The sequence below is a fragment of the Vibrio hyugaensis genome (assembly GCF_002906655.1).
In the GTDB taxonomy this organism is placed as follows: Bacteria; Pseudomonadota; Gammaproteobacteria; order Enterobacterales; family Vibrionaceae; genus Vibrio; species Vibrio hyugaensis.
In genome coordinates this window covers 2,925,226-2,951,482 of sequence record NZ_CP025794.1, presented here as the reverse complement: position 1 = coordinate 2,951,482, position 26,257 = coordinate 2,925,226, and the positions used below count along the sequence as shown (strand labels likewise).

Here is a 26,257-nt window from a genome sequence, read left to right as displayed (position 1 = left end):
TTAATTTGAATCATCTTAGTACATTTCTTACAGTAGATGCAGTTTTATTGGAGATTTAACAGGCTCAACATGTTTACCATTTTTAAAACCTTTTTTTGGCTTGGTTGGATCAGTTTCGGTGGCCCTGCGGCGCACATCGGTTACTTCCGCCAAACGTTCGTTGAAAAGCTCAAATGGATTGATGACAGCGAATACGCACAGATCGTGGCTTTGAGCCAATTCTTACCGGGCCCTGGTTCTAGCCAAGTTGGCTTTGCTCTGGGTTACAAACGCGGAGGCCTAGGCGGCGCATGCATGGCGTTTCTTGGCTTCACACTGCCTTCCGTGATCATCATGTTGGCGCTTGCTATGGTAAGCAGCCAGATCACTGATACCGCGCTGTTCCAAAACATCGTTCACGGCTTGAAGTTACTTGCGGTCGTTGTGGTGGCGGATGCGACTTGGGGAATGTACAAAAACTTCTGCCAAAGCAAACTAACAGCCGGCTTGTGTGTGGCAACCGCGATTGCGTTATTGGTTGCACCGAGCATCGCAACTCAAATGCTGGTGCTTGTGGTGGCGGGTTTGATTGGTACTCAATATCTAAAGAAAGAATCCGCAGCACCTGCCGAACCATTTAAACCAACCATTGCACCATTGGCACTGTTCGCAGTACTTCTAGTTGGTTTACCGTTTGTGGCTCATTCCCTGCCAATGCTTGGATTGTTTAGCGACTTCTTTCAAGCGGGTAGCTTAGTGTTCGGTGGCGGTCACGTGGTACTTCCGTTATTGCAAAACATCGTTGGCAATCAACTAAGCCAAGACGCGTTCCTAACGGGCTACGCCGCAGCGCAGGCGGTACCGGGGCCAATGTTTACCTTCGCGACTTACATTGGTTACGAACTATCTGATGCACCTATCCTAGGCGCGCTAGTCGCAACATTAGGTGTGTTCTTACCGGGCTTCTTATTGCTGCTTGGCGTGCTAAAGAACTGGCAAGCGCTGGCTGGTAAACCTGCAGTGTCAGGTGCGATCAACGGCGTAAACGCATCGGTCGTTGGTTTGCTACTAGCAGCACTTTACCAACCCGTATTCAGCAGCGCGGTAGTTGCCCCGATTGACATCGCTCTTGTGATAGCTGGCTTCTACTTACATAAGAAACTTAACTTGTCGGTACTTTGGATGATTGTGTTCTTTGTCGCGGCAGGCATTGTGACTGGCATGATGTAAGCGCATAGCTAAGACAAAGATAAAGATAAAGATAAAGATAAAGATAAAGATAAAGATAAAGATAAAGATAAGAGTACAACGCCCGCTTCCAGTTGGAGGCGGGCGTTTTTAGTTCCATCGAGTCAGTAGTTAACACCTATTCCGTTACTGGTGGCTTTTCCTGCTCATCTGCTGGGATGTAAACATCCGCTCTGCGGTTTTTCGAACGACCCGACGAGGTATTGTTGGTGGCAATCGGCTCAGATTCCCCAAAGGATTTAAGCGTGGTTTTCTGTTCACTCACCCCGTAATAATACAATTCACGAGCGGTGCTTTTGGCTCGGTTATGACCCAAGGTTTGGTTATACGCTTTGGTACCAATCCAATCGGTGTGCCCTTCTACCGTTACTTGATAGTTCGTTTGAGCAAGTTGACGAGCCACATCACTCAATACATTTCTGGCCAACGGGGTAAGGTTAAACTTGTCAAAGGCGAAGTGCACTCGCGCAATCAATTTGCCTTTATCGCTGACCTCTCCGCTAAACTGAGCAATACCTAAATTGGAGATATAAGTCAGGCAATCATTAGGATTGGTAAGTAACGATGAGTTCTTCATCAGCGCCCACTTCAGTGCAGGATCGTTACTCACATCCGTTACTTGCAAATAACCATCACGATGCGATGCCACCCCCGTCACGTCGCCAACCTGAATCGAGTGCGAGTATTCATAATATGACGTCCCGCAGTATTCAGTCACTTTTGAACTGACTTCACTGGCATTCGCACTAACGGTCGTGAAACCGGCCACCAGCATCCCTGTAATTAGCATTGTTTTGGTCATATCTCTCACCCATATAGTCTCGATACACCATTACCACGAGATCCTTTCTGAATTAGTTCTTCGATTTTCTTAATGAAGTCTTCCGTCTCTGTTACATCGATGATGTCTTCGTCCGGATTCAACACACAATCTTGGAAACCACTTTGCGAAGATGCACTGAAGTTCACGCCAATGACGCCAATGTACAAATTGCCGTTCTCGGTTTGGAAGTGTTCACGCGCCTTATCGCACATGCCTTGATTTACTAATCCCGGAAGGATTTGTGTATAAGGGAACTCCATACCATCACTGATCACAATTAGCATTTTGAGGCGATCGTTGTATTGTTGCGTCTCCTCAGCATCGTTGCCACTTGGTCGTCCGGCTTCCATGATTTGTAGTCCGCGTAACATCCCTTGATAAGCAGCAGTGTTGCCGCCTGAGTTCATGGTTTGTACTTTCTCAAGCTGAGTTTTATCGGCTGTTAGAGGAATAGTGAAAAAGCCATTATCCCCCGTCATCGTCATGCTACCGTTGTACAAAGAGTTGCTGTTGGAACGGAAATGGAAGTTGAAACTAGGGTTGGCTACCTTGTTGTCGAACATGTGATTTACGGACTTGGTGTAACCAATGTAATTCGGAATTTCTAGACGATTATTGTTGATGTTTACGACATCAGCGACTCGTTGAGCATGTCGCTGCTCCCAAGCAAGCTGATTAGGGCAATTGACAACATCTGCGGCACAATTTTCTACATAGGTTTCGGAATATGGAGACCAATAGGACCAATTCACTTGTTCATACTTAATAGGAGAAGCACTGCTATGATAGTCATCTTTGTATCGCAATTGGCTTGTAGCAAACAAAGTACCACTGAGCTTTTCTTGAACACGAAGGTTGAATGGAATGATCGCGATTCGATTCAGCACCTCACTCTCCCCCTCTCTTGGAACTAGAATTCGGTCAGCAATTTCCTCTACTGCATCTTTCAATAAGTCAATTTTAACCTGTCCTTGCCAGTTGTTATTCATCGAACCTGAGAAGTCAGTAACCAAAACAAGGTCAATGATTTTGTCGCCTAAGTAAAACGGATATTTTGCCGCAACGGCTTGTCCTGCTAGTTTCTGAGTTTGCTCAAAAGAGGGAATAAAAGTACTGGCAAACCAAGAGTTGTGCGTCGTAACAGCATCAACGGAATACTGAATTTTCTCAGTATTGTCATTTTGTTCCGTTGGCTCTTGATAGGTACGTACCGTCTGGATATTCACATGAGAAACATCACGGACATAGTCATTAATGTAAAGTGTGGCTAATGCATCTGACACGTTCGATTTATCATCTATCGTAACTGCCAATGCCGCAGTTTGAGCGGCGTCGCGCAGACGACTGGTTTCTTGAATATAACGGGTGCCTTCAACGGCTAGAAATGTCATGCCGAAGACTGGCACTAAAGTAAGCGCAAACCAAATTGCCGCAACCCCTCTTTGGGCGCAATGCGATTTGATTCGGTTCAAATGTGTAAGGTTCATAGTTACCTCCCTACAACAACAGAGCTGGAAGTAATAGTCATGGTTGGAGACGCGTTATTGCCCCAAAAGCGAGCGAACCAAGAGTTCTCCTCTTGACACAATGTGACTTGATATAGCGAAAAAGTATTGCCATTTTCCACCGGAGCTAAGTCCGCTTTGTTCGCAAGACTATTCGCGTTACAACCAAGGTTTCGGTATTCATCGCTTTCAAAAGCATTGAGGGTAGATTTATCGTGCAATGCTTCAATTTTAATTGCGATACTGTTTGGCGTGGTATCAAACAAACGTGCCGCCAACGTCTTCATGTCTGATTCATCGCTGGCATTGAGCGTAAATCGCTCATCGTAATAGCGAGTCCTCTCTTTTAAGACATTCGCCAGCGCAAAGCTTCCTCTATCTAACTGCGCGCGGCTTAATAGCTTATGACTAAGGTCAGTCATAAAGTAGAAAACAGCAATTAACGCAACGAGTACTATGAATAGCTCAATCGCAAAAACGCCTTTTTGACGGGTAAGAGTTTTCATGGTGTTTCCTCCTCCCATCCTTCATGTTCTAGGTTTATCAAAGTACTGCGTGTAATCGGAACAACATCTCCGGTGAACACGCTAAACATTGGGCTGTGATCATATTGAAGAGTAAACTCGGCGATCGCATAACCACCGCCACCTTCATCCATTTGTACGTCGGTGTAACTCACGTTGGAGATGAGATCTGAATATGACAAATAGTACTGTCCCGTCAGCGTAAAGTTCTCTGCAGGAACCAAAGTCGCCCACATCGAATCCGATTCGCCTAACGCATTATCGAGTGTTAACTTGTAATTGTCGTAAGAGTCGCCGCCCTCGTAAATTTTGGTGCTGCGAACCGTCTCTCTTAACGCGTACTCAACCAAGTTCGTTACATAAATTCGAAAGCTCATCTCAAAGAGCATGAGCATAGCGACACCTAAAACAAGTGCGCCCAACACAAACTCGATGATAGTGACACCCTTCGATTTCGATAGAGTATGCTTCATAGCTATCACCTCATTACTGGTGTAACCTTCGCGAAATTTCCAGCACTTGAGAGTCAGTAAAAGACCCTTCTAATAAATCTCGCGCCTGATGAATATCCCCTACTTTGAATAATGCGATGGCTAAATTTGCACGCACCTTCTGGTTGCTAGGGTTTTCCTGATAAACAGGAACCAGCAGTGTTATCACGTCGTCATACTGTCGTTGAGCAAGGTAAACTACGGCTAAGTTATTTTTTACCGCCACGTCGTTATAGCCTTTTAGACGGGCTTGGTTGAATGCGGTTTTGGCTTGGTTAAATTGATCGGTGTTGCAATAGGCAATCCCTGACAGAACATAGATTTCTCCGGTATTGTTGCCTAATTCAATGGAATGTTTGTAGCGATTAATCGCAAGTTTATCCTCTCCCTCTTGGCTGTGGATTTGTCCTCTGAGTTGAAGTAGAGCAGCGTTTCGAACACCCTTGTCGAGCAAATGATCCACATAGAATTTTGAGGATTCGGTATCACCTTTATCAAAATAGACTTTGGCCAACTCTTGCATTATTTGGACGTCTTCAGGGTCTTGTTCCAGATGGCCCTTATAATGCTGAATTAATCCTGAGTGGTTATCGACACGCTCCATGCTCTGAACGACGTCGATATCGTTGCTAGAGCTTGATGAGCAAGCACTTAACAAGACGACTGCGGAGAAAATGGTCATATCCCTTATGATCTTCATCGTTGTCCTCCAAAACTGTTCAGGTCAATTTGCATAACACCAGGGGCAAGAATAAAAATGACGATTGGAAACATAATCAACAAAATCAAAGGAATACTCATTTTTGCTGATAACTTACCCATTTTCTCCTCAACTCTTAGCAGCTGTATGCGGCGCATATCTTCTGCGAGATCACTCAATACATTGGCAACGGACGCGCCATAGTGGAGGTTTTGGATAATCGTCAACACAAAGCTGGAAACCTCAGGCGCAGGTAAGCGCTCGGATAAGTCATGCAACGCTTTTTCAATGCCATGTACCTTGCCAGCTTCGGATGTCTTTTTAATCTGATAACAGAGGTCTTTATCGAAAATTTTCAGTTCTTTAGAGAGATAAGCAAAGGAAGCCTCTATCGTCATACCTGTTTGTACACACACCGACATGATGTCCAATACATAGGGCAGATTTTTCGAGATACGCTTAACCATCAGCCTTTTGCGCATTTCAAGTAGGAAGTCTGGAACAATAATGACCACAACCAGCGCGATAGAGAACACGAGAGCTTTGGTCAGCAAGTCGACATTCAAAAACAACACGACAACAGCAGCGATCATGACCAAAGTGATTTTTATCGGGAAGTAATAACTAGCCAGTTCTTTGTTGTAGTAACCCGCATTTTGTAATTTTTGCTCTAAGTCTTTTCGGTTCTCTTTACCGAACTTCACCAAAAAAGAGTTCAACTTTGGTTTTAAGTCTTCTTTGTTTGCGCCTTTTAAATATTTATCTAAAGCCACCGCCTTACGATGACTGAAATACAGATCGTAGGAGATAAAAGCGAGCGCACCGAGCACTAAAATGATGCATACAATCAACGTCATTGCCTTACTCCTTTTACAAGCAGCCAAACAATAAACAGACCAAGTACCTCGCTACCAACAACGTAATAAAGAATCCAACGTCCATTCGGGTCGTTTAAAATGAAGTTGATATGGTCTGGACTCACTTGATTCACCATCAAGGCAAATGCAACGGGGATGGCAGCTACGACTTTGGCTGAAATTCTCGCTTCTGATGTCATGGCCATTTTTTTGGTTTCTAATGTCCTAGCATCCACCAAGATACGAATAAGTCTCGCCAATACATTTTTAAGCTGACCACCTCGATTGATGTTGGCGCGGATAGTAATCGTGAAGAAGATGTATTCTGGATATGGAAACGCTTTACACGAACGTAAAAGGACTTGTTCTGCACTTTCACCCAGCTTCAACCGGTCCCCCATTTCCTTGAACTCTCGCCCTACTTCACCATCCATGTTGTCCCCAACAAATGAGAAAGCGTGCATAAGACTTTCACCAGCCGTCACGGCACTCATCAAAATATTCAAAGCATCTGGGAAGGTTTTCTCAAACGTTATTCGACGTTTATCCTGTAGCCAGTGATAGGCCCAAACGATAATGAGGAAGAAGATACCACCAGCAACAAGTAGCGAATTGATTTTTAAAAACTCATAAGTCACGTAGTAAGTGAGATAGGCAACAATAAAGACAAAAGCGACAATGATAAAGTTTGCTCTTGGTCCAAGTACCTGAATCGTTGGAGAAAGGTTGTTTTTAAAACGCTGCCAACGCTTTTGTTCCATCAGAGAATTGAGGTTAATCGCACTGATAATTTCCTCATCTACTTCAGACTCAGGAAAGTATCCGCTGATCTTACTTTGCCTATTACTCAGAAGTAGATAAAGCGCTAAACCAAACAAAATAATGGAAATCCAAAGCATCATGAGCGGACTCCTTGGAAGGCCACCATAAGCTCTTCATATAGGCCATAGAAATGTGCTTTTTTCACAAGTTCAGATCGCTGCATGATGCCTTCGGTAGCAAAGCGACCTCGTACCGCTTCTCCGTATCCGACTTCGTCATATTGGAAACGGAAGATCTCTTCCATCACCACGCTATCGCCTTCTAAACCAACAATCTCAGAGATACTGGTGACTTTTCTCGAACCATCTCGAAGCCGATTTACTTGAACCACCAGCTCAATGGCGCTAACAATCGCGCGTCGGATCGCGTCGAGAGGCTGATTCAAATTCGCCATCATTACCATGGATTCCACGCGAGATATTGCGTCTCTAGGTGAGTTAGCATGCAATGTCGACATGGAACCTTCATGGCCCGTATTCATTGCTTGCAACATTTCGAATGCTTCAGAGCCACGACACTCACCTAAAATGATACGGTCTGGACGCATACGCAGCGCATTAATAACTAAATCACGCTGAGTCACTAAGCCGGTATGCTCAACACTCTCCGCTCTCGTTTCTAAGCGGACTAGATTTGGTTGTTCGAGACGAAGCTCAGCTGCATCCTCAATCGTTACAATACGTTCATCATCGCTAATGTATTGAGATAAAGAATTGAGCAGCGTGGTTTTACCTGAACCTGTACCACCTGAAATTAGGATATTCATTCGGCATCGAGAAGCGATAGAGAGAAGCCTAGCCATATCCAAAGACATAGAACCAAAGTCCACTAGCTCTTCTAAGCCAATGTTTTGCTCTCGGAACTTACGAATAGAGATAGAGGTGCCGTCTAGGGCGATAGGAGGAATGACGACATTGACACGGCTGCCATCTTCAAGGCGAGCATCTACGGTTGGCGATAACTCATCAACGCGTCGGCCAACACGCGATGCTATCTGTTTAGCAATACTGAGAACTTGAGCCTCATCGACAAAAGTAATCTCTGATTTTTCGAGTTTACCGTGCTTCTCAAAAAATACATTATTCGCCCCATTAACCATAATATCCGTGATGTTTTTATCATCAACAAGAGACTGAATAGGCCCCAAACCAAATAGCTCATCAAGCATACTTTTGACCAAGCTCGACTTCATCATTGAGGTCACAGGTCGCTCAAAGTTACTTGCCAGTACATCAACCGCATTTCGAATCTGCACCTCAATCTCAGGTCTTGATAGGCTTTGTATTGCCTCAACATCTAAGGCTTCGAATATCTGCGAACGAAATGTGATGTATAACTCTTTGTTTGAACTCATCGTGCCCCCAATCTGGATAACCAGCTCGTTGAATGATGTGTTTGCTGACCGTTAATCAGGCGAGTAAGGTCTTCTATTGTGCGGTTTATAGAACGGTCATGCTTATGAGCACGCTTACCTTCAAGCAGCAAATGAGACAAAGATCGGCAGTAAGGCATGTCCAAGTTAACCTCGGAACCTAAGTATTTTTTAAGATCAGTTTGCTCGATGACAAAGGTATTTTCAGGACGGTGATGGTTAGCAAGCGTGATGGTTCGGATACGCTTACTCATTGAAACCTGCTTGCTCTCAAGTTGTTCGAGCAACACTTTCGCATTGCGAACAGACGACACTGATGGCTCAAAGACCACGACCACGACATCGTAGTTCTCAATCAACCAATGCGGATCGACTCTAAAGTCAACACTTCCAGAAAAGTCCTCTATGATGAAGTTCGTATTTCTGCTGAGCAATTCACAAAGTGTTTGGTTGTAACTGAAAATATCATCTTGATTGCGCTCACTCTGTAACGCGAGTAGACGAAGGTTTTTACGAATTTTAGTCAGGTAACTAAGCGCCCCTTCCGTATCTAACTCGTGGATAGGGACAGAAAACTCATCAATCGCTCGTGACTTGAAATCTTCCATTGCAAGAAGTACGTCGATGTTACTGTCGTTGTATTGATGATCGACTAAAATCGTATCGATGTTTTGTGAGGAAAGCTTCGAACTGAGTTCCGTTGTAATTAACGATGTTCCTATCCCACCTTTACTACCAACAACTGCGACTCGTTTCGCTTTACGTTGTTTACTCACTCCCGAATAAGTCTGTAAGTTGCGATGAACATTCATCACAAAGTCGGCAAATTCGTGTTTATTTATTGGCCAAAATAGGTAATAAAAGCCCATCTCTTTAAGTTGACGGAGCGTTGAAATCGAGTCTTCTTTACCTATCACAATGATCCCTTTATGAGTAGGCAAATGTGTCGCAAAGTGCTGGGCATCTCGTACGATGTCGTCGGATTCATTTAACTCCAAGATAACGATATTACCGCTCTGCTCAGAGTAAAAACTCTGTGGAATATTTGATTGCTTGAGACAGTTGGGAGAATTCCACCCTTCAAACTCAAACATCTCTTTCACCAAAGAGATACACTCAAGACTTTGATAAAGCAGTACGCACCCAGCTGGACCATGCGTGTTTTCAATAACCTGTTGTGTGTTTGTCTCTTTTAATGTTTTCCCTAAATCGAACATCTACAACCCCTCCACTAAACGTTCCTTGTGCGAGATTTGCTTCATCCTAGCCACTTCGGAGAAACAGTTACGACTGACATCTGCTTCTTCTATTTCTGAAGGTTGACAGGGCTGAGTCAAAAGCGAGTGATAGGTAATAGTCAGTTGAATATCATTGCTCAAAGCATTGTTGCGACGCAGAGAAAATGTTTCCGCCCTTAGAGGGAGCTTTTCTCTTCCTTTCATTACACCATCTAAGACTTTTTTGCCTTTAGTGTTCCTGTACTCAAGGAGGTAGCTCGCCCCAGAGTCATTCTCCTCAACGATATCCAAAATACTCGCGATTTGATTTGTCGTTTGCTGTCCTGATTTCACGGTAAATTGGTATACATGCGTTTCTGGATACACAAGCGCTTCAGTGCTTGAACCGTTAAAGTAGCGCTCCGCACAACCAGATAACAAAGCGGTAACTAGCATGGTAAATACGATCGATTTCATTCGATAAACCCTCCTTGAGAAAGCAATTCAATGGTTGGATCGTTTCCTCTATTACCGTCTTCACTGTCCGATATTTTTAGCCAGCGGCGTAACGTTGATGTTTTGTTCATGTAGGGCAGCTGAATTTCTTTGTTTTTCATTGGCTTCACAAGATTCACTGTCGCAACAATAATGAGCTCCGTTCGTCTTCGATCAGTCGAAGCTTTACGAAACGCAGCACCAAGTACAGGGATGTCGCCAAGCAGTGGAATTTTTTGCAGTTCCTCTAGGTCAGAACTGCTCATCAAACCACCTAAAACAAAACTGTCACCATCACCCAACTCAATTGTCGTCATTGCTCGTCTTGTCGCGAACTGTGGCACCTCTATGCCAGCAGCACGGATATAACGCTCAACTTCGCTCACCTCTGGCATGAGTTGCATTCTGATCTTTTCTTCATGAAGCACTTTGGCAGTCAGATCGAGTTTGATACCAAACTCTCGAAAGGTAATGTTGATATTATTGTTGGTGGTCACAATCACTGGGACTTCCCCACCAACTAAGAAGCTGGCAGATTCACCAGAAATAACGGTAAGGTTTGGCTCGGCGAGTACTTGAGCTACATTTTCATTCCCCAAAGCAGTAATTAAGGTTGTCAAATCAGCGGCATCAAATTGTTGGAATAAAAACTCACCGACATCGGCCCCCACAGAAGACCAATCCACACCGACAGTTTGGGCGAAAGTTTCTGTCACTTGGGCGACTGAGATTTTCACATTGACCTGCTGATCCGTTGCAACTTCGATGAGCTCCAATATCCCTTCCCAAGTCATGTTACGTGCAAAGATCAGCGCTTGAGGCTCTTCAATATCAAATGCCTCATTTTCAAACTCCAGCACTTGAGTTTCTTCCCATTTTTCTACTTTTTCTCTACCAAGGAGCGTTGCTACCATTCGATAGATATCATCGCGCTGTTGCTCAGAATCAACAGTACCACTCACGGCAACTTGTGAGCCTACTGACTCCACTTTTACATCTAGGTTTGGGTAGTGAAGTTTGAGTTGACGACGAACAAGAGACAAATCAATGTCCACGATAATTCGGTCAGAAAGGAGGACTTTTTTGGATTTGCCATAAATGATGAATCTGGCTTGGCCGACTTCTTTAGCGAAGACAACGACCGTATTTTCATTGATGACGTTATAATCCACGATAGAAGGGTCACTAACAAAAACCGTTGAGATATCTTCTTTCACTTGGATATGTTGGCCATCACTCACAGTAATGTATCGATCGGCTGCTAGCGTAAAAGAGCTAAAGAATAAGGCGAATACAATCAGCACATATATATGAGTTTTTCTTAGTATTTGGCTGTTCATTACAGTTCCTCTCCCTGAGCTGATTGGCGAGACGAACCGCGTAATTCTGTTACGCCACTGTAGTTTCCGATCACATCTCTAACCTCGGCAAAAATAGGCTCTTTGTATCTGTGACTCCTATAAACTTCGAGGTGCATGGTTTTTTGGGCGATGGAAAGTCTTGCGATCGCTTGAGGCCTAACTTCAACCACAATAACAACTTGATGCTCATCTTCGCTTGAGACGTTCGACTGCACAGACGACTCTTCCTGCGAAGACCCACCGATACTCAGAACTTTTACATTCTGTAAGATCAGCTGTGCGTTCACACCACTAAAATCGATAGCATCATTGTCTTCATCAGCTAAGTTTTCTTGAGGAGAACTGACGGCAAGTAAATCTACATAAGTACCGGGACGAATATATCCTTGCACTAAATTGCTAGTGCTGACTAACAATGAGTAAGGTTCCATACCTTCAGTGATCAATAGATCAATGTAACGAGGGTCAGTCTCATTAACCTGATATTCTGGCAGCACGAGCTGCCCCTGTTTAATGCTTTTGTTGAGCAGCGTCGAAGGAGAGAAATCCAATTTAATGTCTGAACTAATACCCTCTTCCAAAGCAATGTTTAACTGCAATTGCTCTCTTTTGACATTATTCACATCAATCGGGATTCCGCGTTCGAGATCGGTTGCCGCACGCCAGACTTGGATATACTGAATATCGTCAATTGCGGATCTAACAGGACGATTTTCTTCCGCGGTTTTATTTTGATTTTGTGTCGACGTAATGTTGTGAAAAATACCCAAACCGCCCACAAATACTGCGAGAAAAGCGACAAACAACGCTAAACGAGATCTCATGATCTGTCTCCCTACGTTATTATCCTTGTTATAAGAACAACATAGAAACCAGAGCAGATAGCGATGCCATAAGGTAAACCAGTTGGAATCGAAGGCTTGACTTGATTTTTGGCTTGTAGAGAACGTTTAGCGAGGTAAAAAACGGCCAATACGCCACCAAAAATGCCCACTAACCAAAGTGCAAACCAAAGTCCGACAAATGGTAGCGATAGTGAAAAGGCAGCGATGAGCTTAACGTCTCCGCCTCCCATAACTCTCAAGCGATGAAGAAAAATTAAAGCGGCCCAACATGTCCCTAGGTACCACAAACTGTTCATAGAGTAGTCTGAAAAACCTAGAGCTAAGCTAACTATCGCGATAATGACCACATGCTTGTTTTCTATTCTTCTGTCCCTCACATCAGAAATGGAAATAATCAAGCATGTAATCAGCAATATCGCATATAGAAATAGCTCTAAGGAATCAGTCATACTGATGTATATGCTGGCCCTTGATTAACCATTTTTACTGTTAATTTCAGTACCGATTTTCTCAAATGCATTTTGTAACGCACCAAGAAAATCATTGTTGCCGGTACCAAGTACTGCAATCAACATAAGTGCCATTGCGACACCAATTAACCCGTACTCAATGGCAGTAACGCCCTGCTCATCATTTTTAAGTTCATTTAGGTAGTTTGTGATGTCTACATAAAGTTTAGTAATCATGGTTTGTCCCTCTTTCCTTGTTTCGTACTAATTGCTTAGCCCTTTTATCGTAGACACCGGATCACTGTCTCAAAAATGAACAACATCGGTGAGACCGATTCTGCCAATAATATTGTGTCCATTTGTTCTTATTCTTTAGAGGTATCTGGAAAAACTTCTATCTACAGTTCAGTTAATTAGTAATAGCTCCTCTTCTTTAACTGGCATAAATAAGATTTTGTACAGTAAATTTAAAACGTGATCGAGATCACATTTATCTAGATTATTAATTCAGCCTTCTTCATACCTCTTAAGCTAAAACTTATGGACTAGAGATACGGGGAAGCCCGAAATGAAACTTCCATTCGATAATCTGATCTCTTTTCACGCGGTGATCACTCACGGCTCCTTTAGCAGTGGGGCGAGAAAATTGGGTAAGTCTCAGTCCACAGTAAGTGGCGCGGTAAAAAGCTTGGAGGAAGAGCTTGGGTATTTATTGATAGACAGAAGCAATAAACAAGTCGAGCCAACAGAGCGAGGAAAAAAAATCTATCAACTCGCGACACCCATAATTAATAAATACAACGAACTGAGCCAGATAGCTGAGTCGCTACTCCGAACTGACCTCTACCACATGCGAGTCGGCATTGATTCTTTGGTGTTCAATAACGAGGTGAAAAGTGCCTTGATTGAGTTCTCTGAAGCTTTTCCTGAAATAGAGCTGACTGTAGTAACCAAACCAAGCCGGATACTGGGTCAGTTCATCAGCAATAATCAAATCGACATTGCTATCTGTAACCCTTACCACCGCACCAAATTAGATTTTAATATTGATGAGCTTTTTACCGTCAACTGCAATTGGGTTGTGCATCGAGAGTTAATTCAAGAGGGTAAGCCCACTGAGTCTCGTCTACTCTTATTAGATGGGTGCGAAGATTTGATCGACCTTTCGAATGTAGCCAAAAACAACATGTGGATACTCGATGACATCAGTACCATCATGGAATTATGTATTGCTAAGAAAGGCATGGCGTTCCTACCGCAACATACGATTGATAACTCCATGCATCAGGGGGTGTTAGCAAAGGCCCCCAGCGAAAGTGCGTTGTTTGGGAAACAGCTGTACGCCTCTTTGATTTGGCCAATACACTCTGACTACGGCAAATACCATCAATGGTTGCACGATAAATTAAGAAAAGGGCACAAACACTTTTAACCGGAGTCGAGATGTCTTTCTACTCTCCATTATTCAAAAACCACCTTCTCATCGTCTTGAGCAGTGTTTTGCTTTATGCCTCTTACCCAATTCAAGCAAAAATGACTGCGGTAGACAAAAACTCCGTTGCTCAACAAAATCGGCAATCGTTAAACAATAAAAAGCTCAGACTGAAACCTGCTCCAACCGCCTCTACCAGTTCAAGAAATCGCGTTATTGAACTTCGAGGAAAAAATACGCCTTCTTCCCAAACGGTTTATTCGTTCATCAAAAAGCCAACATCGCCTGCCGCCTTACAGTATTTACCCACCATCGTCGCAGCATCGAAACAATGGCAGATTGATCCTGCTCTTATTCTTGCTGTCATTCATACGGAAAGCGCATTTAACCCCAATGCGGTATCTCATGCCGATGCAATTGGCTTGATGCAGGTGATGGAAAACGGTGGGGCATTAGAAGTCTCTCAGCAGATCTATTTTGGCCGAAGGATAGAAAGAGAAGCATTGTTTGAGCCTGAATTTAATATCGACATAGGCACGGCATATTTACATATTCTCGAAACGGAGTATTTACATGCTATTCACTCAGAAAAGAGTCGAACCTTACTCGCAATTGCAGCCTACAACTGCGGTTTATCGAATTTAATGCGCTACTTATCTTATACACAGTCCGTTCCAAACTTTACTAAAGAAATGAATAATTTAAATGATGAAGAAGTCTATTTTCGACTGACACAAACACTGCCAATTGAGGAAACTCGGCTCTATGTAGTGAAAGTGATGAAGCTTTATCAGCACTATAAAAAGCACCTCACCAATACACTTTAATGATGGGCTTAACCGTACTTTGGCCCAAAGAATCGATAAGCTGTGATCCTTGACAGCAAGTTACTGTTTTTTCTCTCCCCAAATAATCATACTCATGCTATCGTTAACATTACATTAACAACAACAAACCCTGCGATTAACATGGAGTTAGAGAATGATTCAGCCTAACGAGTTAAGTGAGCAGACTTGCGCTCTCCCACCACCAAATGAAATGATTCTCAAATGGGCAGCGGAGCGCCCAGATGAAGTCTACTTAAAACAAATCATCAACCGACAGTTTGTTGAGTTCACTTACGCCGAAGTGGCCAACCAAGCACTAAAATTGGTTACCGCTTTGCGCAATTTGGGGATTCAGCCAGGCGATAAAGTCGCACTGGTTTCAAAAAACTGTGCCGAATGGTTTATCTGTGACCTTGCCATGATGCTTGGCGATTACGTCAGCGTACCTATTTTCCCGACTGCGGGTGCAGATACTATTGAGTACTGCCTCACACACAGTGAAAGTAAAGCGATCATAGGCGGTAAGTTGGATGATCCGGCCGCGACCCAACAAGTCATTGATGCCATGCCTGATGTGATCAGTATTGCTTTACCTTACGACACCGCGCCGAAGTGCCAACATCAATTTAAAGAATTGATCGCTAACGCGCAGCCGAGTAAAGAGCGTCCTCAGCACTACGATGATAAGCTGATGTCTCTGGTTTATACATCTGGTACTTCTGGCCTGCCTAAAGGCGCAATGCTGACCTATGGCGCGTTCAGTTGGTCTGTACAGCAACTGATCAACCATATTGGTATTCAAGAAAACGATCGCTTGTTCTCTTACTTGCCACTCGCGCACATCACAGAGCGGGTATACATCTTTGGTTCTTCAGTCATGGGTGGCGTGACCACCGCTTTCCCTGAGTCACTCGATACTTTTATTGAAGACGTGAAGATGCACCGCCCTACGCTGTTTATCTCCGTGCCACGCTTATGGACACTGTTCCAGCAACGTATCCAAGACAAACTGCCACAGAAAAAGCTCAATATTCTGCTGAAGATTCCTTTCGTCAACTCTCTTATTAAGAAGAAGCTGGCTGACGGCCTTGGCCTTGATCAAGCACGTGTATTGGGATGTGGCTCTGCGCCAGTATCTCCTGCCTTATTGGAGTGGTACCGCAGTGTCGGCCTCAACATTACCGAAGCTTGGGGCATGACCGAATCTTTCGCTTACAGCACCCTCAACTACCCATTCCGAGCAGATAAAATTGGTTCGGTTGGTAATGCAGGCCCAGGTATTGAGCTCAAGATCGCTGACGATGATGAAATCATGGTTCGTGGTAACGGTTTATTCTCGGGTTATTACAAAAACGACATCGCAACTCAGGAGTCATTTGACAGCGATGGTTGGCTGCATACAGGCGATATCGGCTTTATTGATGCGGAAGGCTACCTCACCATTCAAGGTCGTAAAAAGGACACCTTTAAAACTGCCAAAGGTAAGTTTGTTGCCCCAGTGCCAATTGAGAATAAGCTCTTTGAGTACAGCCGTGTAGAAATGATGTGCTTGATCGGCTTAGGTCTGCCTGCACCGATTCTGTTGGTCGTACCACATGACTTCCCGAACTTTGATCGAGAGCGCTACGCGCGTACCACTCGTAAAGTGATTGAGAGAATGAACCAAGATTTGGAATCTCATGAACAGATTAAAGGCGTATTGATGATCCAAGACCCGTGGAGTATCGAGAATGGTGTGCTCACACCAACACTCAAGATAAAACGTCATGTGCTTGAACAAAAGTATCATGAAATTGGTCACAACTGGCCGAAAGGCGATCTCGTTGTTTGGGAAGAAGATTTGTAATTATCCCTCCTAACTCACCCCAATATCACCCCTGATGCTGACAAAGTTGTGCATCAGGGGTGATTCTTTTCATACCTTTTCATACTCCGCCCGCTCTAGCTTCACCGCCGATTTTCCTAACTTATTGTCTTGTCGATATTTGTATTCTAGTCATTTGGTACTAACCTTTTTTAATACAGGTGCACATGATTTGTTAGCGTAGTTTTGCTTACAACAATATGAAAATGCATGAATCATATGCCGCAGTCTATTCGTTAAATAATTTTATACATCAACGCGTTGAGAACTAGGTTAATAAAAACTCAAAGACTAGACCTACAGGAATATTTGCCATGGAATTCAGTACTCAGCATTTTGTTGTACACCTTTTAAGTCGAGATAATTCATACTCTAGGGTGATTCGCGACTTAATTAAGGTTTCCTTTCCATACGTCAACTTCGTCAATAGCGACCGCTTCACCCAGTTGGATGAAAACAGCCTCAACTCGATCATATTGTTCGACGTACAGACCATGCCATGCCCTAAACGATATGGTATTGCGCCTAACGAACGAGATGAGAAGTGGATCGCCGTTAATGTCAGCTCCCAAACCTCATTAGAGTGGCTAGAAAAAGGCTACTCAGGGCAGATTTGCCATGGACTTGAACTGCTTCCCAAAGCCGTCTCTGCGGTCGCAAATGGCGATGTTTGGTTCCCGCGCCACATCTTAAATAAAGCCATTCATCACTACCAACAGGGCACAGAAAATCCTGTCGTCGCGGCCGAAGAGCTTAGCTCTAAATTCTTACTTACCAAAAGAGAGAGTGAAGTCTGCAAACTCATGCTTCAAGGTCTCTCTAATACGCAAATCGCAAGACACTCAAATGTGAGTGTGAATACGGTCAAAACTCATGCGTCCAACGTATTGCATAAATTAGATGTGCATTCTCGCTACGAGTTAATGGCGATGGCAAAAGATCAGTTCTAAGCTAACTATAAGAAATAAAAAAGGATTATTGATTGATTCAACATTAGTCAGGGTGTAATCAAATAGAGTTGAACCAAGTTCACCCCTTTTTCACCCTAACTAATAACATCATCTCACCTTTGTCGGTGAGGTTGAGAGACTCCTCCCCTCATAAGCTAGTAGAGCGATGCAACGATATGCATTCATTACTAACGAGGGATTGAGTTATGAAAAAATTAGTTCTAGCGGCGATTGTTTCGTCTGTGGCATTTGGAGCTTCAGCCGCGAAGTTTAATAACACTATTAACTTCAAAAAGCTAGAAGCAACCGATTCGAAAACTGTCGTACTGAAAGGACGAGTGCCAGAGCGCTGCTTACTACGTATCAATGATCGAGCGATGCCTAACAACATTTTGAAATACGCGAAAAATGCACATGGTCAAATTTCCAAAGCATCGAACAAACGTGTGGATATCGGTCATCTTAAAGCTTGGTGTAATTACGGTGAGAAACTGAAAATCACTTTCAAAGCACGAGGCTTGGAAGGTAAAGGCGTTCACAACGACGGCGAGATCATAAACTACAAAATTTTCTTAAACGGTTCAGAGGTAATGAAAACCACTGGTGTTAAAACCTCTGCATACAAGAAAGTCAATAACAACGGTGTCCACTTACGCAATAAAGTGAAAAAAATGGATTTAGCGGTGAAACCACAAGGTTCTGGTTTTGCTAAAGCTGGTAAATATCGTGACGTAATCCGAGTTCACTTGAAAGCGAAAAGCCCAATGTAGAACATAATATTTAGATGGACACAGACACTAATACGGAAGCTTGGCTCACAAATGAGCCAAGCTTTTTCAAGGAGAGAATTATGAAAAAGTTTGTTTGTGTACTATGTTCCCTTCTAGCAACTACTTTTAACGCACACAGCTATGAAGTGAGCCCAATGTATCTCGACCTTGAGGATACAGGCCGACAATCTAGTGGAAACTACACTATTGGTAACGTCGAACAAAAAACTATTGCTGTAGAAGTCAGTGCTTTCAAAGTCGGATATAAAGACGGCGAAGAAGTTTTAACGCCAGCCGAGGATGAGTTCCTTATTCTCCCACCCCAAGCACAAATTCCCAGCGCTGCGATACAAAACTTCCGAGTTAAGTTCATTCCTAAAAGCCCCTTATCTACAACCGCAGTTTATCGGATTGTATTTAGTCAACTTGACCTTGACGCAGATAAAGAAAGTGATGGCTCCACTGTAAACATGCTAATAGATATGTCAACCATAGCGTTCGTCTCCCCAAGCAATGGTAAACCTGTACCAAAAGTTTCTCTGGCGGACAATAAAATTCAGGTCGAGAACAAAGGAAACAGAATTTTGGATTTGTACGACCTTGCTTTTGATATAAAAACCGATAGCGGAAACAAAACATTTTTTTGGCGAGATCTCAACGAAGACTCAGGGTCTTGGTTAATGCCGGGCTCGAAAGCGCAATTCAAGGTTCCTACAAACGTAAATAAAGCGACTCAAATTTCACTTGCTCAATAGCGGAGAGAGCTTATGCGTCGTTTTCTTTATGCTATGGTACTTTTTTTATCAAGCCCAGCTATTATAGCTCAGGAGTTCCCTTTTCCTTTTCCATTGTTTTGGTCGGAGCAAGAAATTGGGGAAATTACCACGCTATCAGATGGCACCTCGATCAGTGCGGTGAATACCATTGAGTTTGCTGAATTAAGTAAAGAGTTTGCTTCAGAAGAAACGAGAGAAGCAATCCTAAACACTCGTAAACCTTACTTAACAATTGACGAGCTAAAAACACTTGGAATTGAGTTAGCATTTGATCAAACCCAGTTGATAGTCATTGTTGATGTAGCAGAATCAGCATCTAGACAACTCAACATTGCTTTCGGGGAAGAATATGAGCCAGCTCAATACTCCGAGAGTGCGTTTTGGTTTTGGCAAAACAATTTCAATGCTTCAGCTACCTATGATTACAACGATGGCCAGGACATAGATAACCTCGGCACTTGGCTAGGAGAATGGATATCATATGGCAATATTGGTGGTTACCATGGTGCGAACTTTGAGTACTCGTTTTTTCTTTCGGGGAATGATTCAGAAAGCACAGAGCTGTATCGCGGAGAGGTAAGACTCTTCTTTGATCGACCAGAGTCTCCTTGGCGGGTAACGCTGGGAGATGTCACGCCACAAAGTCCAGGTCACTTACCAAGCCTTCCTATTGGCGGTGTTGCATTCGAAAGACTTTATCAAGACCTACAGCCAACGCGTAACATCCAGAATGGGGGAACACAACCATTAGTATTGAATGAAAGTGCCAACATAGAAATATACATCAACGATATATTTTTGACTGAATTTCGCCTACCACCTGGCCGCTATAATTTAGACGACTTGCCACTCTCTTCAGGCACGAACGATATTAGAATAGAAGTCGATTATCAGTCAGGGAAAAAAGACACCATTGTGTATAGTCAATTCTTTAACTCTCGTTTACTACGTGCTGACATTTCAGATTTTGGTTTCTATGCAGGCCTGCTCTCAACGATTGAAAACAATAAGTTTGATTATGACTCTGATGACTATATCGCCTCCGGATTCTATGAATATGGGATAAATGACTACCTAACTGTCGGCTTAAACGGTATCGGACACCCAGATGGACAACAAATCGGCTTTATTACCACCCTAGGGACGTCGCTTGGAAATCTGGGAATAAGAGCCTCTGCAGTTAACAACAAACCAAATGAACAGATAGGCACCATTACTAGCTTGGACTACTCCCATCAAATTTGGGGAGCTGACAACTACAGCACACCTAACCTTCGACTTGGATTCGAGTTTCAACAAGATTATTTTTCAATACCTTGGGAAGACAGCGAGAGTTCCACAGGTTATCGCCTATTTGGAAACTATGTAATCAACATTTTTACCGATCTAGATTTATCTTTATCAGGCGAGTATGACGATTTTGAAGAGCAAGAAGTTACATGGCTAACAAGTGGTGAGCTCATATGGCGTTATTATGATTGGAACGTGAGCTTAGGTGTAGAACAAGAAAGTAACCCGAATGAAAATATAGACGAAACACGCTTCTTAGCTTCTGTCGAGTGGGATTGGAGTTCGAATGATGGCGTATATAGTGCAAACGTTAGCTACTCAAATGAACCAGATACATACAGGGGGCAACTCCAAAGAAACTCTGATGATTATGTAGGAAGCTATGGTTACGGTGTTACTGTCGAGGGCAACAATGAATCCACAACAGGTAGACTAGAAGGTAACTATGTTGGGAACAGATTCCTTGTTGATACAGAGTATGACTACACACATTTTGACGACAGCAGTTCAAACCAAAGTATAGCGCTAAGAGCAAATACAGGTTTGACCTTAGCAGATGGACACATAGCCCTATCACGTCCACTAACCGGGCCTGTAGCAATAGTCAATATACATGACTCATTAGAATCAGATGTTGAAATAAACGCATTTGCGCAAGATCCACCAGAGGCTATTTCAACACCAAGAATCAGCAACGCTGTTGGGCTTTCAACGGGACATATTCAATCTAGCACCTTCGTTACCGCTCCGAACGCACCTCCGGGCTACAATATTGGAGATTATCAACGAACAATTGTTCCTGGCTCTGCAACTGGACATCTAATACAAATCGGCTCAGCTGCTTCTAAAACGGTCATTGGTTCAATAATCTCTAGCGCATCTGGAAAACCAATAGAATTAGCTACAGGTACGTTAACTGGAAACGATGAGTATTATCAAATTTTTACAAACAAGTCTGGTAGGTTTGTTGTTGAAGGCATCGCCCCAGGTAAGTATTTATTAAAGATTAATAGTTTAGGTGGCTCAGGAATATCAATTTCAATACCAGATGTGAAAGATAACTTGATATATCTTCCTTCTGTTACATACGAAGAGGGCTAAATTATGAGAACACGATATAGATACCTCATACTCTTGCTTTTTTTACCTGAATTGGCATTAGCTGACTGTGAAGGTAAATGGTCTATCAATATCGATAAAAATAATATCCAGTTTAATCAGGATTTGAGTGCGAATATTCCTGTTTATATTCAGTTATCGAAAAGCCTACAACAATGCAGTCCTATGCTGACTTTTGTTAGCCTAGACAATAGAAAACAGGGCGTTTTAAAAAATCGCTCAGATACCTTAGAAGCTCAGTTATTAGACAAGAACTTCAGGCAGCTTAGCTATGAGCCAAGGTTTGGGTTTGGTTTGCCTTTGGAGAATAGCCCAGTAACTCGAATGTGGATAAAAGTCCCAAAAGCGAAGCTTGCAAACGCTGGTAATTACTCAGCTCAACTAGATGCAAAAATGGTCTTAGAGAGTGGAACTAAGCGTCTAAGAAAGACCGTAAAGCTGAACATCCCTGCATTTGTGTCACTTACGGCATCAACAAATTCAAGCACACTGAGAGGAATGGGATCAAACGCTTATGCTCTTGAGCTTGGTACGATAGAAAGCAATAAAAAGTACTTAGCTGAATTCGATTTAATCTCCAACTCAAACGTAAAAGTTCGAGTAAAGCAAAAATATGGAGCCCTCACTAATAAAGCATCGAAAGAGCTGAAAATTCCATATACGTTTCGTATTAACAACACCCCAGCAAGCAACAACTCTACTTTCTCTTTTTCAAATAGAAGTGGAGTAAAAAACTGGGGGATACCGTTTGAGGTCACTATTGGTAATGCAGACTTTGCCCGAGCCGGTAAATACCAAGACACGATTACGGTAGAAGTGAAAGCGATGCCTTAAAGTGAAACCATCAAGTACAAAGCCAGCGGTGAATTGCCCGTTGGCTTTTTCTTTAGCTAGCGTTCAATCTCGCCAAAACGGTTTCTGAATTTCCTTTTGTACTTCACTTTCGTTGTAACCAATGTCATCCAAAAGATGCTCTGGAAGGTCTGATAGATGACGCCGTGTACGGTAATTCTTTCTCCATACGGCTAACTTGGAAAAGATATACTGAACTAAACGCTGACGTGGTTTCGAGGCCCATCGCCCACAAGTTTGTGCTGTATTGTTCATATCTCCTCCTTTTGATTCACATTGACCACTTAATAATCAACGACTACCCTGTAATGCTCAAACGATAGAATCTGACATTGAGTTAAGGAAAACTAATGTGAAAGAGCGGATGCCACCATTACAGGGACTGTATTACTTCTATATCGCAGCAAAGGAAGGCAGCTTTAAAGTTGCAGCAACACACTTGTTTGTTACCCCAGCAGCGATTAGCCAACAGATACGTCAATTGGAAGAGTTTCTTGGTACCGATTTATTTGTGCGCCAGCACCGTAAGATACTTCTCACACCAGAAGGCAATTTACTTTTTGCTCAAGCTGAACGAGGGTTTAATCACCCTCAACAAGGTGTGCGTTTGATTAACCAAGATCCCAATCCGAATCACCTCTCTATTTCAACCTTGCCATCTTTCGCCCATCATTGGTTGGTTCCTCGTATTACCGTTTTTCGACAGAGGCACCCTGAGTTATCGCTACTGATGGAGCCCACCAATGAACTGGTGTCATTTCAAGATAGTCAGATTGACCTGTGTGTTCGTTACGGCCGTGGTGATTACCCAAACTTAGAGTCTCAATGGCTGATGGATGAGGCTTTTTATCCGGCTTGTCATCCCATTTATCAAAAGGAACACGGAATCTATCGGATTGAAGATTTACACAAAGCAGAACTGATTGAGGATTTGTGGCCAGATTTAGATTGGCGTTTGTGGCTAGAGACGCTAGGCCATAAGTCAGCCAAGCCGACCCTTAAATACAGTGGCTCTCATTTAGTACTGGAAGGTGCACTGTCTCTACAAGGTGTCGCTTTGGTTAAGCACAGTTTGGCCTATCGCTATATTCAAGAAGGTAAACTGGTTCGAATTGGCGATGTAGGAATTCAACCCAAATATGCTTATTACCTTTGCGCTCCCACTGGTTACCTGAAACGACCAAAAGCACTATTGTTTAGCCAGTGGATAAAAGAAGAAATTGCTGAGTTTGAAAAGACCACGGTTCGAGACTTTGAGACCATAACCTTGGATCAATAAAACTAAGATTCAATGACGAGCCCAGCAACAAGTGCTGTTGATAGAAAGTGAGAGAACAGATAGTAAAAAGCCCCGCACTAGGCGGGGCTTTGAGATTTTAAAGAGTTAACTTAAGAATTACTTCTTACCGTCACGCTCTTTAACTTCTGCGATTACTTGCTCAGCAACGTTTGCTGGACATGCTGCGTAGTGTGCGAACTCCATAGAGAACTGACCACGACCAGAAGTGATAGTACGTAGGTGACCGATGTAACCAAACATTTCTGATAGAGGAACGTCAGCTTTAATACGAACGCCTGTAGTACCAGCTTGTTGGTCTTTGATCATACCACGACGACGGTTAAGATCACCGATTACGTCACCAACGTTGTCTTCTGGAGTGAACACGTCAACGTTCATGATTGGCTCAAGAAGTTGCGCGCCTGCTTTAGGCATAGACTGACGGAATGCACCTTTCGCTGCGATTTCGTAAGCGATTGCTGATGAGTCAACTGCGTGGAAACCACCGTCGAATAGTTCAACTTCAACGTCTAGAGTTGGGAAGCCAGCTAGAACACCAGTATCCATCATTGACGCAAAGCCTTTCTCAACTGCAGGCCAGAATTCTTTAGGTACGTTACCACCAACAACTGTTGATTTGAACGTGAAGCCAGAGTTTGGCTCACCTGGTTTGATACGGTAGTCGATCTTACCGAACTGACCAGAACCACCAGACTGTTTCTTGTGCGTGTAGCTATCTTCAACTGGTTGAGTGATAGTTTCACGGTAAGCTACCTGTGGAGCACCTACTTCTAGCTCAACGCCGTAAGTACGCTTAAGGATGTCTACCTTGATGTCTAGGTGAAGTTCACCCATACCTTTCAGGATAGTTTCACCTGAATCTTCATCAGTCTCAACTTGGAATGATGGATCTTCTGCAACCATTTTACCGATCGCGATACCCATTTTCTCAGTAGAACCTTTGTCTTTTGGAGAAACAGCAATAGAGATTACTGGTTCTGGGAAGATCATAGCTTCTAGAGTACATTCGTGCTTAGGATCACATAGAGTGTGACCAGTTTGAACGTTCTTCATACCTACTACAGCGATGATGTCACCAGCTTGAGCTTCAGTAAGTTCGTTACGTTCGTCAGCTTGCATCTCACACATACGACCGATACGCTCAGTCTTACCAGTTGCAGAGTTAAGGATTGTGTCACCCTTCTTCATGCGACCAGAGTAGATACGGATAAATGTTAGTGCACCAAAACGGTCGTCCATGATCTTGAACGCAAGTGCTTTTAGTGGCGCGTCAGCGTCTACTGTAGCAACTTCACCTGTTGCTTCACCAGTTTCTGGATCTGTTAGAGGCTGAGGATCAACTTCGTTTGGAGCTGGTAGGTAATCTACAACAGCGTCAAGGATAAGTTGCATGCCTTTGTTTTTGAATGCAGAACCACAGAACGTTGGGAAGAACGCTAGATCACGAGTACCTTTACGGATACAAGCTTTTAGTTGATCGATAGTCGGCTCTTCGCCTTCCATGTAAGCTTCCATTAGGTCGTCGTCTTGCTCTACAGCAGTTTCAACTAGCTCTTCACGATACTGTTCTAGGTCATCAAGCATGTCCGCAGGAACGTCTTGGATTTCGTAGTTTTCTGGTAGACCTGTGTCATCCCAAACGTAAGCTTTACGGTTTAGTACGTCTACAACACCAACGAAATCGTCTTCACGACCGATTGGTAGAGTCATAACTAGTGGGTTTGCACCTAGTACGTTCTTAACTTGGTCAACAACGTTGAAGAAGTCTGCACCCATACGGTCTAGTTTGTTTACGAAGATCAGACGAGCAACTTCTGAGTCGTTCGCGTAACGCCAGTTTGTTTCTGACTGAGGCTCAACACCACCAGAACCACAGAATACACCGATACCACCGTCAAGAACTTTAAGTGAACGGTATACTTCAACTGTAAAGTCTACGTGTCCAGGAGTGTCGATTACGTTCAGGCGGTGACCGTTCCACTCACAAGTTACTGCTGCAGACTGGATTGTAATACCACGCTCAGCTTCTTGCTCCATGAAGTCAGTTGTAGACTCGCCGTCGTGTACTTCACCAGTCTTATGGATTTTACCAGTAAGCTTCAGGATACGCTCAGTTGTGGTAGTTTTACCCGCATCAACGTGCGCGAAAATACCAATGTTTCTGTATTTTGATAAATCAGTCATTGTCTTACTCTGTTAATAAGGTATAAAGTGCGCGCAGAGTATATCACAATCTGTCAAGACGGATACCTTTGCGTGCCATTGGAACAAAAAAAATTTTAACGTCGATTTTCCACCCTCAAATAATAGTCAAACTTCGCAATTTGTGTGCTTAATTCAAGAATAATGAGGATGGATTCAACATTATTGTTACCCCTTAAATTGGGGC

The 26,257-nt window shown here is 43.3% G+C and carries 26 protein-coding genes; 10 read left to right on the top strand and 16 right to left on the bottom strand.

Translation table 11 applies throughout. The annotated features are described in order from the left end of the window. The first annotated feature begins 69 nt into the window (after window positions 1-69). Entirely contained in the window at window positions 70-1,209 is a 1,140-nt protein-coding gene (gene chrA, locus C1S74_RS14555) for a chromate efflux transporter (RefSeq protein WP_045403907.1), read from the top strand. A 136-nt stretch (window positions 1,210-1,345) separates the two neighbouring features. Here the strand turns inward: chrA and C1S74_RS14550 are convergent, their stop codons facing one another. From C1S74_RS14550 to C1S74_RS14485, 14 genes are read right to left on the bottom strand one after another with little or no spacing between them, the layout of a single operon-like run. Further along, window positions 1,346-2,029 carry an OmpA family protein gene (locus C1S74_RS14550; protein WP_045403906.1) on the bottom strand — a complete coding sequence of 228 codons (684 nt, stop codon included), beginning with the start codon at window positions 2,027-2,029 and terminating at the stop codon, window positions 1,346-1,348. A 5-nt stretch (window positions 2,030-2,034) separates the two neighbouring features. Then, entirely contained in the window at window positions 2,035-3,537 is a 1,503-nt protein-coding gene (locus C1S74_RS14545) for a TadE/TadG family type IV pilus assembly protein (RefSeq protein ID WP_045403905.1), read from the bottom strand. 2 nt (window positions 3,538-3,539) lie between these two features. Further along, window positions 3,540-4,061 (bottom strand): tight adherence pilus pseudopilin TadF, encoded by a 522-nt coding sequence (gene tadF, locus C1S74_RS14540; RefSeq protein WP_052437328.1) that lies wholly within the window; start codon window positions 4,059-4,061, stop codon window positions 3,540-3,542. Beyond that, the gene (locus C1S74_RS14535; protein WP_045403903.1) at window positions 4,058-4,552 is read right to left on the bottom strand and encodes a TadE family protein; all 495 of its coding nucleotides are present in this window, start codon (window positions 4,550-4,552) and stop codon (window positions 4,058-4,060) included. The genes tadF and C1S74_RS14535 overlap by 4 nt, the downstream gene beginning before the upstream one ends. A gap of 13 nt (window positions 4,553-4,565) precedes the next feature. Next, a complete protein-coding gene (locus tag C1S74_RS14530) occupies window positions 4,566-5,270 on the bottom strand; it encodes a tetratricopeptide repeat protein (RefSeq protein WP_045403901.1) in 705 nt (234 codons plus the stop codon). Then, window positions 5,267-6,127, bottom strand: a complete 861-nt coding sequence (locus C1S74_RS14525; RefSeq protein ID WP_045403900.1) for a type II secretion system F family protein — start codon at window positions 6,125-6,127, stop codon at window positions 5,267-5,269. The genes C1S74_RS14530 and C1S74_RS14525 overlap by 4 nt, the downstream gene beginning before the upstream one ends. After that, window positions 6,124-7,026, bottom strand: a complete 903-nt coding sequence (locus tag C1S74_RS14520; protein WP_045404070.1) for a type II secretion system F family protein — start codon at window positions 7,024-7,026, stop codon at window positions 6,124-6,126. The genes C1S74_RS14525 and C1S74_RS14520 overlap by 4 nt, the downstream gene beginning before the upstream one ends. After that, window positions 7,026-8,303: a TadA family conjugal transfer-associated ATPase gene (locus tag C1S74_RS14515; RefSeq protein ID WP_045403898.1), complete on the bottom strand. Its 1,278-nt coding sequence runs from the start codon at window positions 8,301-8,303 to the stop codon at window positions 7,026-7,028. Before C1S74_RS14515 ends, C1S74_RS14520 begins: the two co-directional genes overlap by 1 nt. Next, the gene (locus tag C1S74_RS14510) at window positions 8,300-9,538 is read right to left on the bottom strand and encodes a CpaE/TadZ family protein (RefSeq protein ID WP_045403896.1); all 1,239 of its coding nucleotides are present in this window, start codon (window positions 9,536-9,538) and stop codon (window positions 8,300-8,302) included. The genes C1S74_RS14515 and C1S74_RS14510 overlap by 4 nt, the downstream gene beginning before the upstream one ends. Further along, window positions 9,539-10,015: a hypothetical protein gene (locus C1S74_RS14505; protein ID WP_045403895.1), complete on the bottom strand. Its 477-nt coding sequence runs from the start codon at window positions 10,013-10,015 to the stop codon at window positions 9,539-9,541. Then, window positions 10,012-11,373: a type II and III secretion system protein family protein gene (locus C1S74_RS14500; RefSeq protein WP_082037779.1), complete on the bottom strand. Its 1,362-nt coding sequence runs from the start codon at window positions 11,371-11,373 to the stop codon at window positions 10,012-10,014. Before C1S74_RS14500 ends, C1S74_RS14505 begins: the two co-directional genes overlap by 4 nt. Further along, the gene (gene cpaB / locus C1S74_RS14495; RefSeq protein WP_045403893.1) at window positions 11,373-12,218 is read right to left on the bottom strand and encodes a Flp pilus assembly protein CpaB; all 846 of its coding nucleotides are present in this window, start codon (window positions 12,216-12,218) and stop codon (window positions 11,373-11,375) included. The genes C1S74_RS14500 and cpaB overlap by 1 nt, the downstream gene beginning before the upstream one ends. Window positions 12,219-12,229: 11 nt before the next feature. Beyond that, window positions 12,230-12,688: an A24 family peptidase gene (locus C1S74_RS14490; protein ID WP_045403891.1), complete on the bottom strand. Its 459-nt coding sequence runs from the start codon at window positions 12,686-12,688 to the stop codon at window positions 12,230-12,232. 24 nt (window positions 12,689-12,712) lie between these two features. Next, window positions 12,713-12,925 (bottom strand): Flp family type IVb pilin, encoded by a 213-nt coding sequence (locus C1S74_RS14485; RefSeq protein WP_045403889.1) that lies wholly within the window; start codon window positions 12,923-12,925, stop codon window positions 12,713-12,715. Between the two features lie 331 nt (window positions 12,926-13,256). Here C1S74_RS14485 and C1S74_RS14480 point away from each other — a divergent pair, with 331 nt between their 5' ends. The 8 genes from C1S74_RS14480 (at window position 13,257) to C1S74_RS14445 (ending at window position 22,550) form a co-directional block, all read left to right on the top strand. Beyond that, window positions 13,257-14,120: a LysR family transcriptional regulator gene (locus C1S74_RS14480; RefSeq protein WP_045403887.1), complete on the top strand. Its 864-nt coding sequence runs from the start codon at window positions 13,257-13,259 to the stop codon at window positions 14,118-14,120. Between the two features lie 11 nt (window positions 14,121-14,131). Next, window positions 14,132-14,947: a transglycosylase SLT domain-containing protein gene (locus C1S74_RS14475; RefSeq protein ID WP_045403885.1), complete on the top strand. Its 816-nt coding sequence runs from the start codon at window positions 14,132-14,134 to the stop codon at window positions 14,945-14,947. 154 nt (window positions 14,948-15,101) lie between these two features. Then, window positions 15,102-16,793 carry an AMP-binding protein gene (locus C1S74_RS14470; protein WP_045403884.1) on the top strand — a complete coding sequence of 564 codons (1,692 nt, stop codon included), beginning with the start codon at window positions 15,102-15,104 and terminating at the stop codon, window positions 16,791-16,793. A 332-nt stretch (window positions 16,794-17,125) separates the two neighbouring features. Continuing rightward, window positions 17,126-17,761 carry a response regulator transcription factor gene (locus C1S74_RS14465; protein ID WP_038865932.1) on the top strand — a complete coding sequence of 212 codons (636 nt, stop codon included), beginning with the start codon at window positions 17,126-17,128 and terminating at the stop codon, window positions 17,759-17,761. A gap of 206 nt (window positions 17,762-17,967) precedes the next feature. Beyond that, window positions 17,968-18,531, top strand: coding sequence for a hypothetical protein (locus C1S74_RS14460; protein WP_045403882.1), 564 nt, complete (start codon window positions 17,968-17,970; stop codon window positions 18,529-18,531). Window positions 18,532-18,611: 80 nt separating this feature from the next. After that, on the top strand, window positions 18,612-19,286 hold the full coding sequence (locus tag C1S74_RS14455; protein ID WP_045403880.1) for a fimbrial biogenesis chaperone: 675 nt from the start codon (window positions 18,612-18,614) through the stop codon (window positions 19,284-19,286). A gap of 12 nt (window positions 19,287-19,298) precedes the next feature. Next, complete coding sequence (locus C1S74_RS14450; RefSeq protein WP_045403878.1) at window positions 19,299-21,698, top strand: fimbria/pilus outer membrane usher protein; 2,400 nt, start codon at window positions 19,299-19,301, stop codon at window positions 21,696-21,698. Window positions 21,699-21,701: 3 nt separating this feature from the next. After that, window positions 21,702-22,550 carry a hypothetical protein gene (locus C1S74_RS14445; protein ID WP_045403876.1) on the top strand — a complete coding sequence of 283 codons (849 nt, stop codon included), beginning with the start codon at window positions 21,702-21,704 and terminating at the stop codon, window positions 22,548-22,550. Window positions 22,551-22,613: 63 nt separating this feature from the next. Here C1S74_RS14445 and C1S74_RS14440 read toward each other — a convergent pair whose 3' ends face one another. Next, complete coding sequence (locus tag C1S74_RS14440) at window positions 22,614-22,823, bottom strand: DUF1127 domain-containing protein (protein ID WP_045403874.1); 210 nt, start codon at window positions 22,821-22,823, stop codon at window positions 22,614-22,616. A gap of 97 nt (window positions 22,824-22,920) precedes the next feature. Here C1S74_RS14440 and C1S74_RS14435 point away from each other — a divergent pair, with 97 nt between their 5' ends. Further along, a complete protein-coding gene (locus tag C1S74_RS14435; protein ID WP_045403872.1) occupies window positions 22,921-23,847 on the top strand; it encodes a LysR substrate-binding domain-containing protein in 927 nt (308 codons plus the stop codon). 117 nt (window positions 23,848-23,964) lie between these two features. Here C1S74_RS14435 and fusA read toward each other — a convergent pair whose 3' ends face one another. After that, window positions 23,965-26,052, bottom strand: a complete 2,088-nt coding sequence (gene fusA / locus C1S74_RS14430) for an elongation factor G (RefSeq protein WP_045403870.1) — start codon at window positions 26,050-26,052, stop codon at window positions 23,965-23,967. Window positions 26,053-26,257 lie beyond the last annotated feature (205 nt).

Coding starts and splice junctions, on each gene's coding strand:
- C1S74_RS14470 (WP_045403884.1), top strand. CDS start 15,102: ATGATTCAGCCTAACGAGTTAAGTGAGCAGACTTGCGCTCTCCCACCA.
- C1S74_RS14520 (WP_045404070.1), bottom strand. CDS start 7,026: ATGCTTTGGATTTCCATTATTTTGTTTGGTTTAGCGCTTTATCTACTT.
- tadF (WP_052437328.1), bottom strand. CDS start 4,061: ATGAAAACTCTTACCCGTCAAAAAGGCGTTTTTGCGATTGAGCTATTC.
- C1S74_RS14550 (WP_045403906.1), bottom strand. CDS start 2,029: ATGACCAAAACAATGCTAATTACAGGGATGCTGGTGGCCGGTTTCACG.
- C1S74_RS14440 (WP_045403874.1), bottom strand. CDS start 22,823: ATGAACAATACAGCACAAACTTGTGGGCGATGGGCCTCGAAACCACGT.
- C1S74_RS14530 (WP_045403901.1), bottom strand. CDS start 5,270: ATGAAGATCATAAGGGATATGACCATTTTCTCCGCAGTCGTCTTGTTA.
- C1S74_RS14490 (WP_045403891.1), bottom strand. CDS start 12,688: ATGACTGATTCCTTAGAGCTATTTCTATATGCGATATTGCTGATTACA.
- C1S74_RS14465 (WP_038865932.1), top strand. CDS start 17,126: ATGGAATTCAGTACTCAGCATTTTGTTGTACACCTTTTAAGTCGAGAT.
- C1S74_RS14545 (WP_045403905.1), bottom strand. CDS start 3,537: ATGAACCTTACACATTTGAACCGAATCAAATCGCATTGCGCCCAAAGA.
- C1S74_RS14450 (WP_045403878.1), top strand. CDS start 19,299: ATGCGTCGTTTTCTTTATGCTATGGTACTTTTTTTATCAAGCCCAGCT.
- cpaB (WP_045403893.1), bottom strand. CDS start 12,218: ATGAGATCTCGTTTAGCGTTGTTTGTCGCTTTTCTCGCAGTATTTGTG.
- C1S74_RS14500 (WP_082037779.1), bottom strand. CDS start 11,373: ATGAACAGCCAAATACTAAGAAAAACTCATATATATGTGCTGATTGTA.
- C1S74_RS14510 (WP_045403896.1), bottom strand. CDS start 9,538: ATGTTCGATTTAGGGAAAACATTAAAAGAGACAAACACACAACAGGTT.
- C1S74_RS14475 (WP_045403885.1), top strand. CDS start 14,132: ATGTCTTTCTACTCTCCATTATTCAAAAACCACCTTCTCATCGTCTTG.
- C1S74_RS14505 (WP_045403895.1), bottom strand. CDS start 10,015: ATGAAATCGATCGTATTTACCATGCTAGTTACCGCTTTGTTATCTGGT.
- C1S74_RS14460 (WP_045403882.1), top strand. CDS start 17,968: ATGAAAAAATTAGTTCTAGCGGCGATTGTTTCGTCTGTGGCATTTGGA.
- C1S74_RS14515 (WP_045403898.1), bottom strand. CDS start 8,303: ATGAGTTCAAACAAAGAGTTATACATCACATTTCGTTCGCAGATATTC.
- chrA (WP_045403907.1), top strand. CDS start 70: ATGTTTACCATTTTTAAAACCTTTTTTTGGCTTGGTTGGATCAGTTTC.
- C1S74_RS14535 (WP_045403903.1), bottom strand. CDS start 4,552: ATGAAGCATACTCTATCGAAATCGAAGGGTGTCACTATCATCGAGTTT.
- C1S74_RS14455 (WP_045403880.1), top strand. CDS start 18,612: ATGAAAAAGTTTGTTTGTGTACTATGTTCCCTTCTAGCAACTACTTTT.
- C1S74_RS14525 (WP_045403900.1), bottom strand. CDS start 6,127: ATGACGTTGATTGTATGCATCATTTTAGTGCTCGGTGCGCTCGCTTTT.
- fusA (WP_045403870.1), bottom strand. CDS start 26,052: ATGACTGATTTATCAAAATACAGAAACATTGGTATTTTCGCGCACGTT.
- C1S74_RS14485 (WP_045403889.1), bottom strand. CDS start 12,925: ATGATTACTAAACTTTATGTAGACATCACAAACTACCTAAATGAACTT.
- C1S74_RS14480 (WP_045403887.1), top strand. CDS start 13,257: ATGAAACTTCCATTCGATAATCTGATCTCTTTTCACGCGGTGATCACT.
- C1S74_RS14445 (WP_045403876.1), top strand. CDS start 21,702: ATGAGAACACGATATAGATACCTCATACTCTTGCTTTTTTTACCTGAA.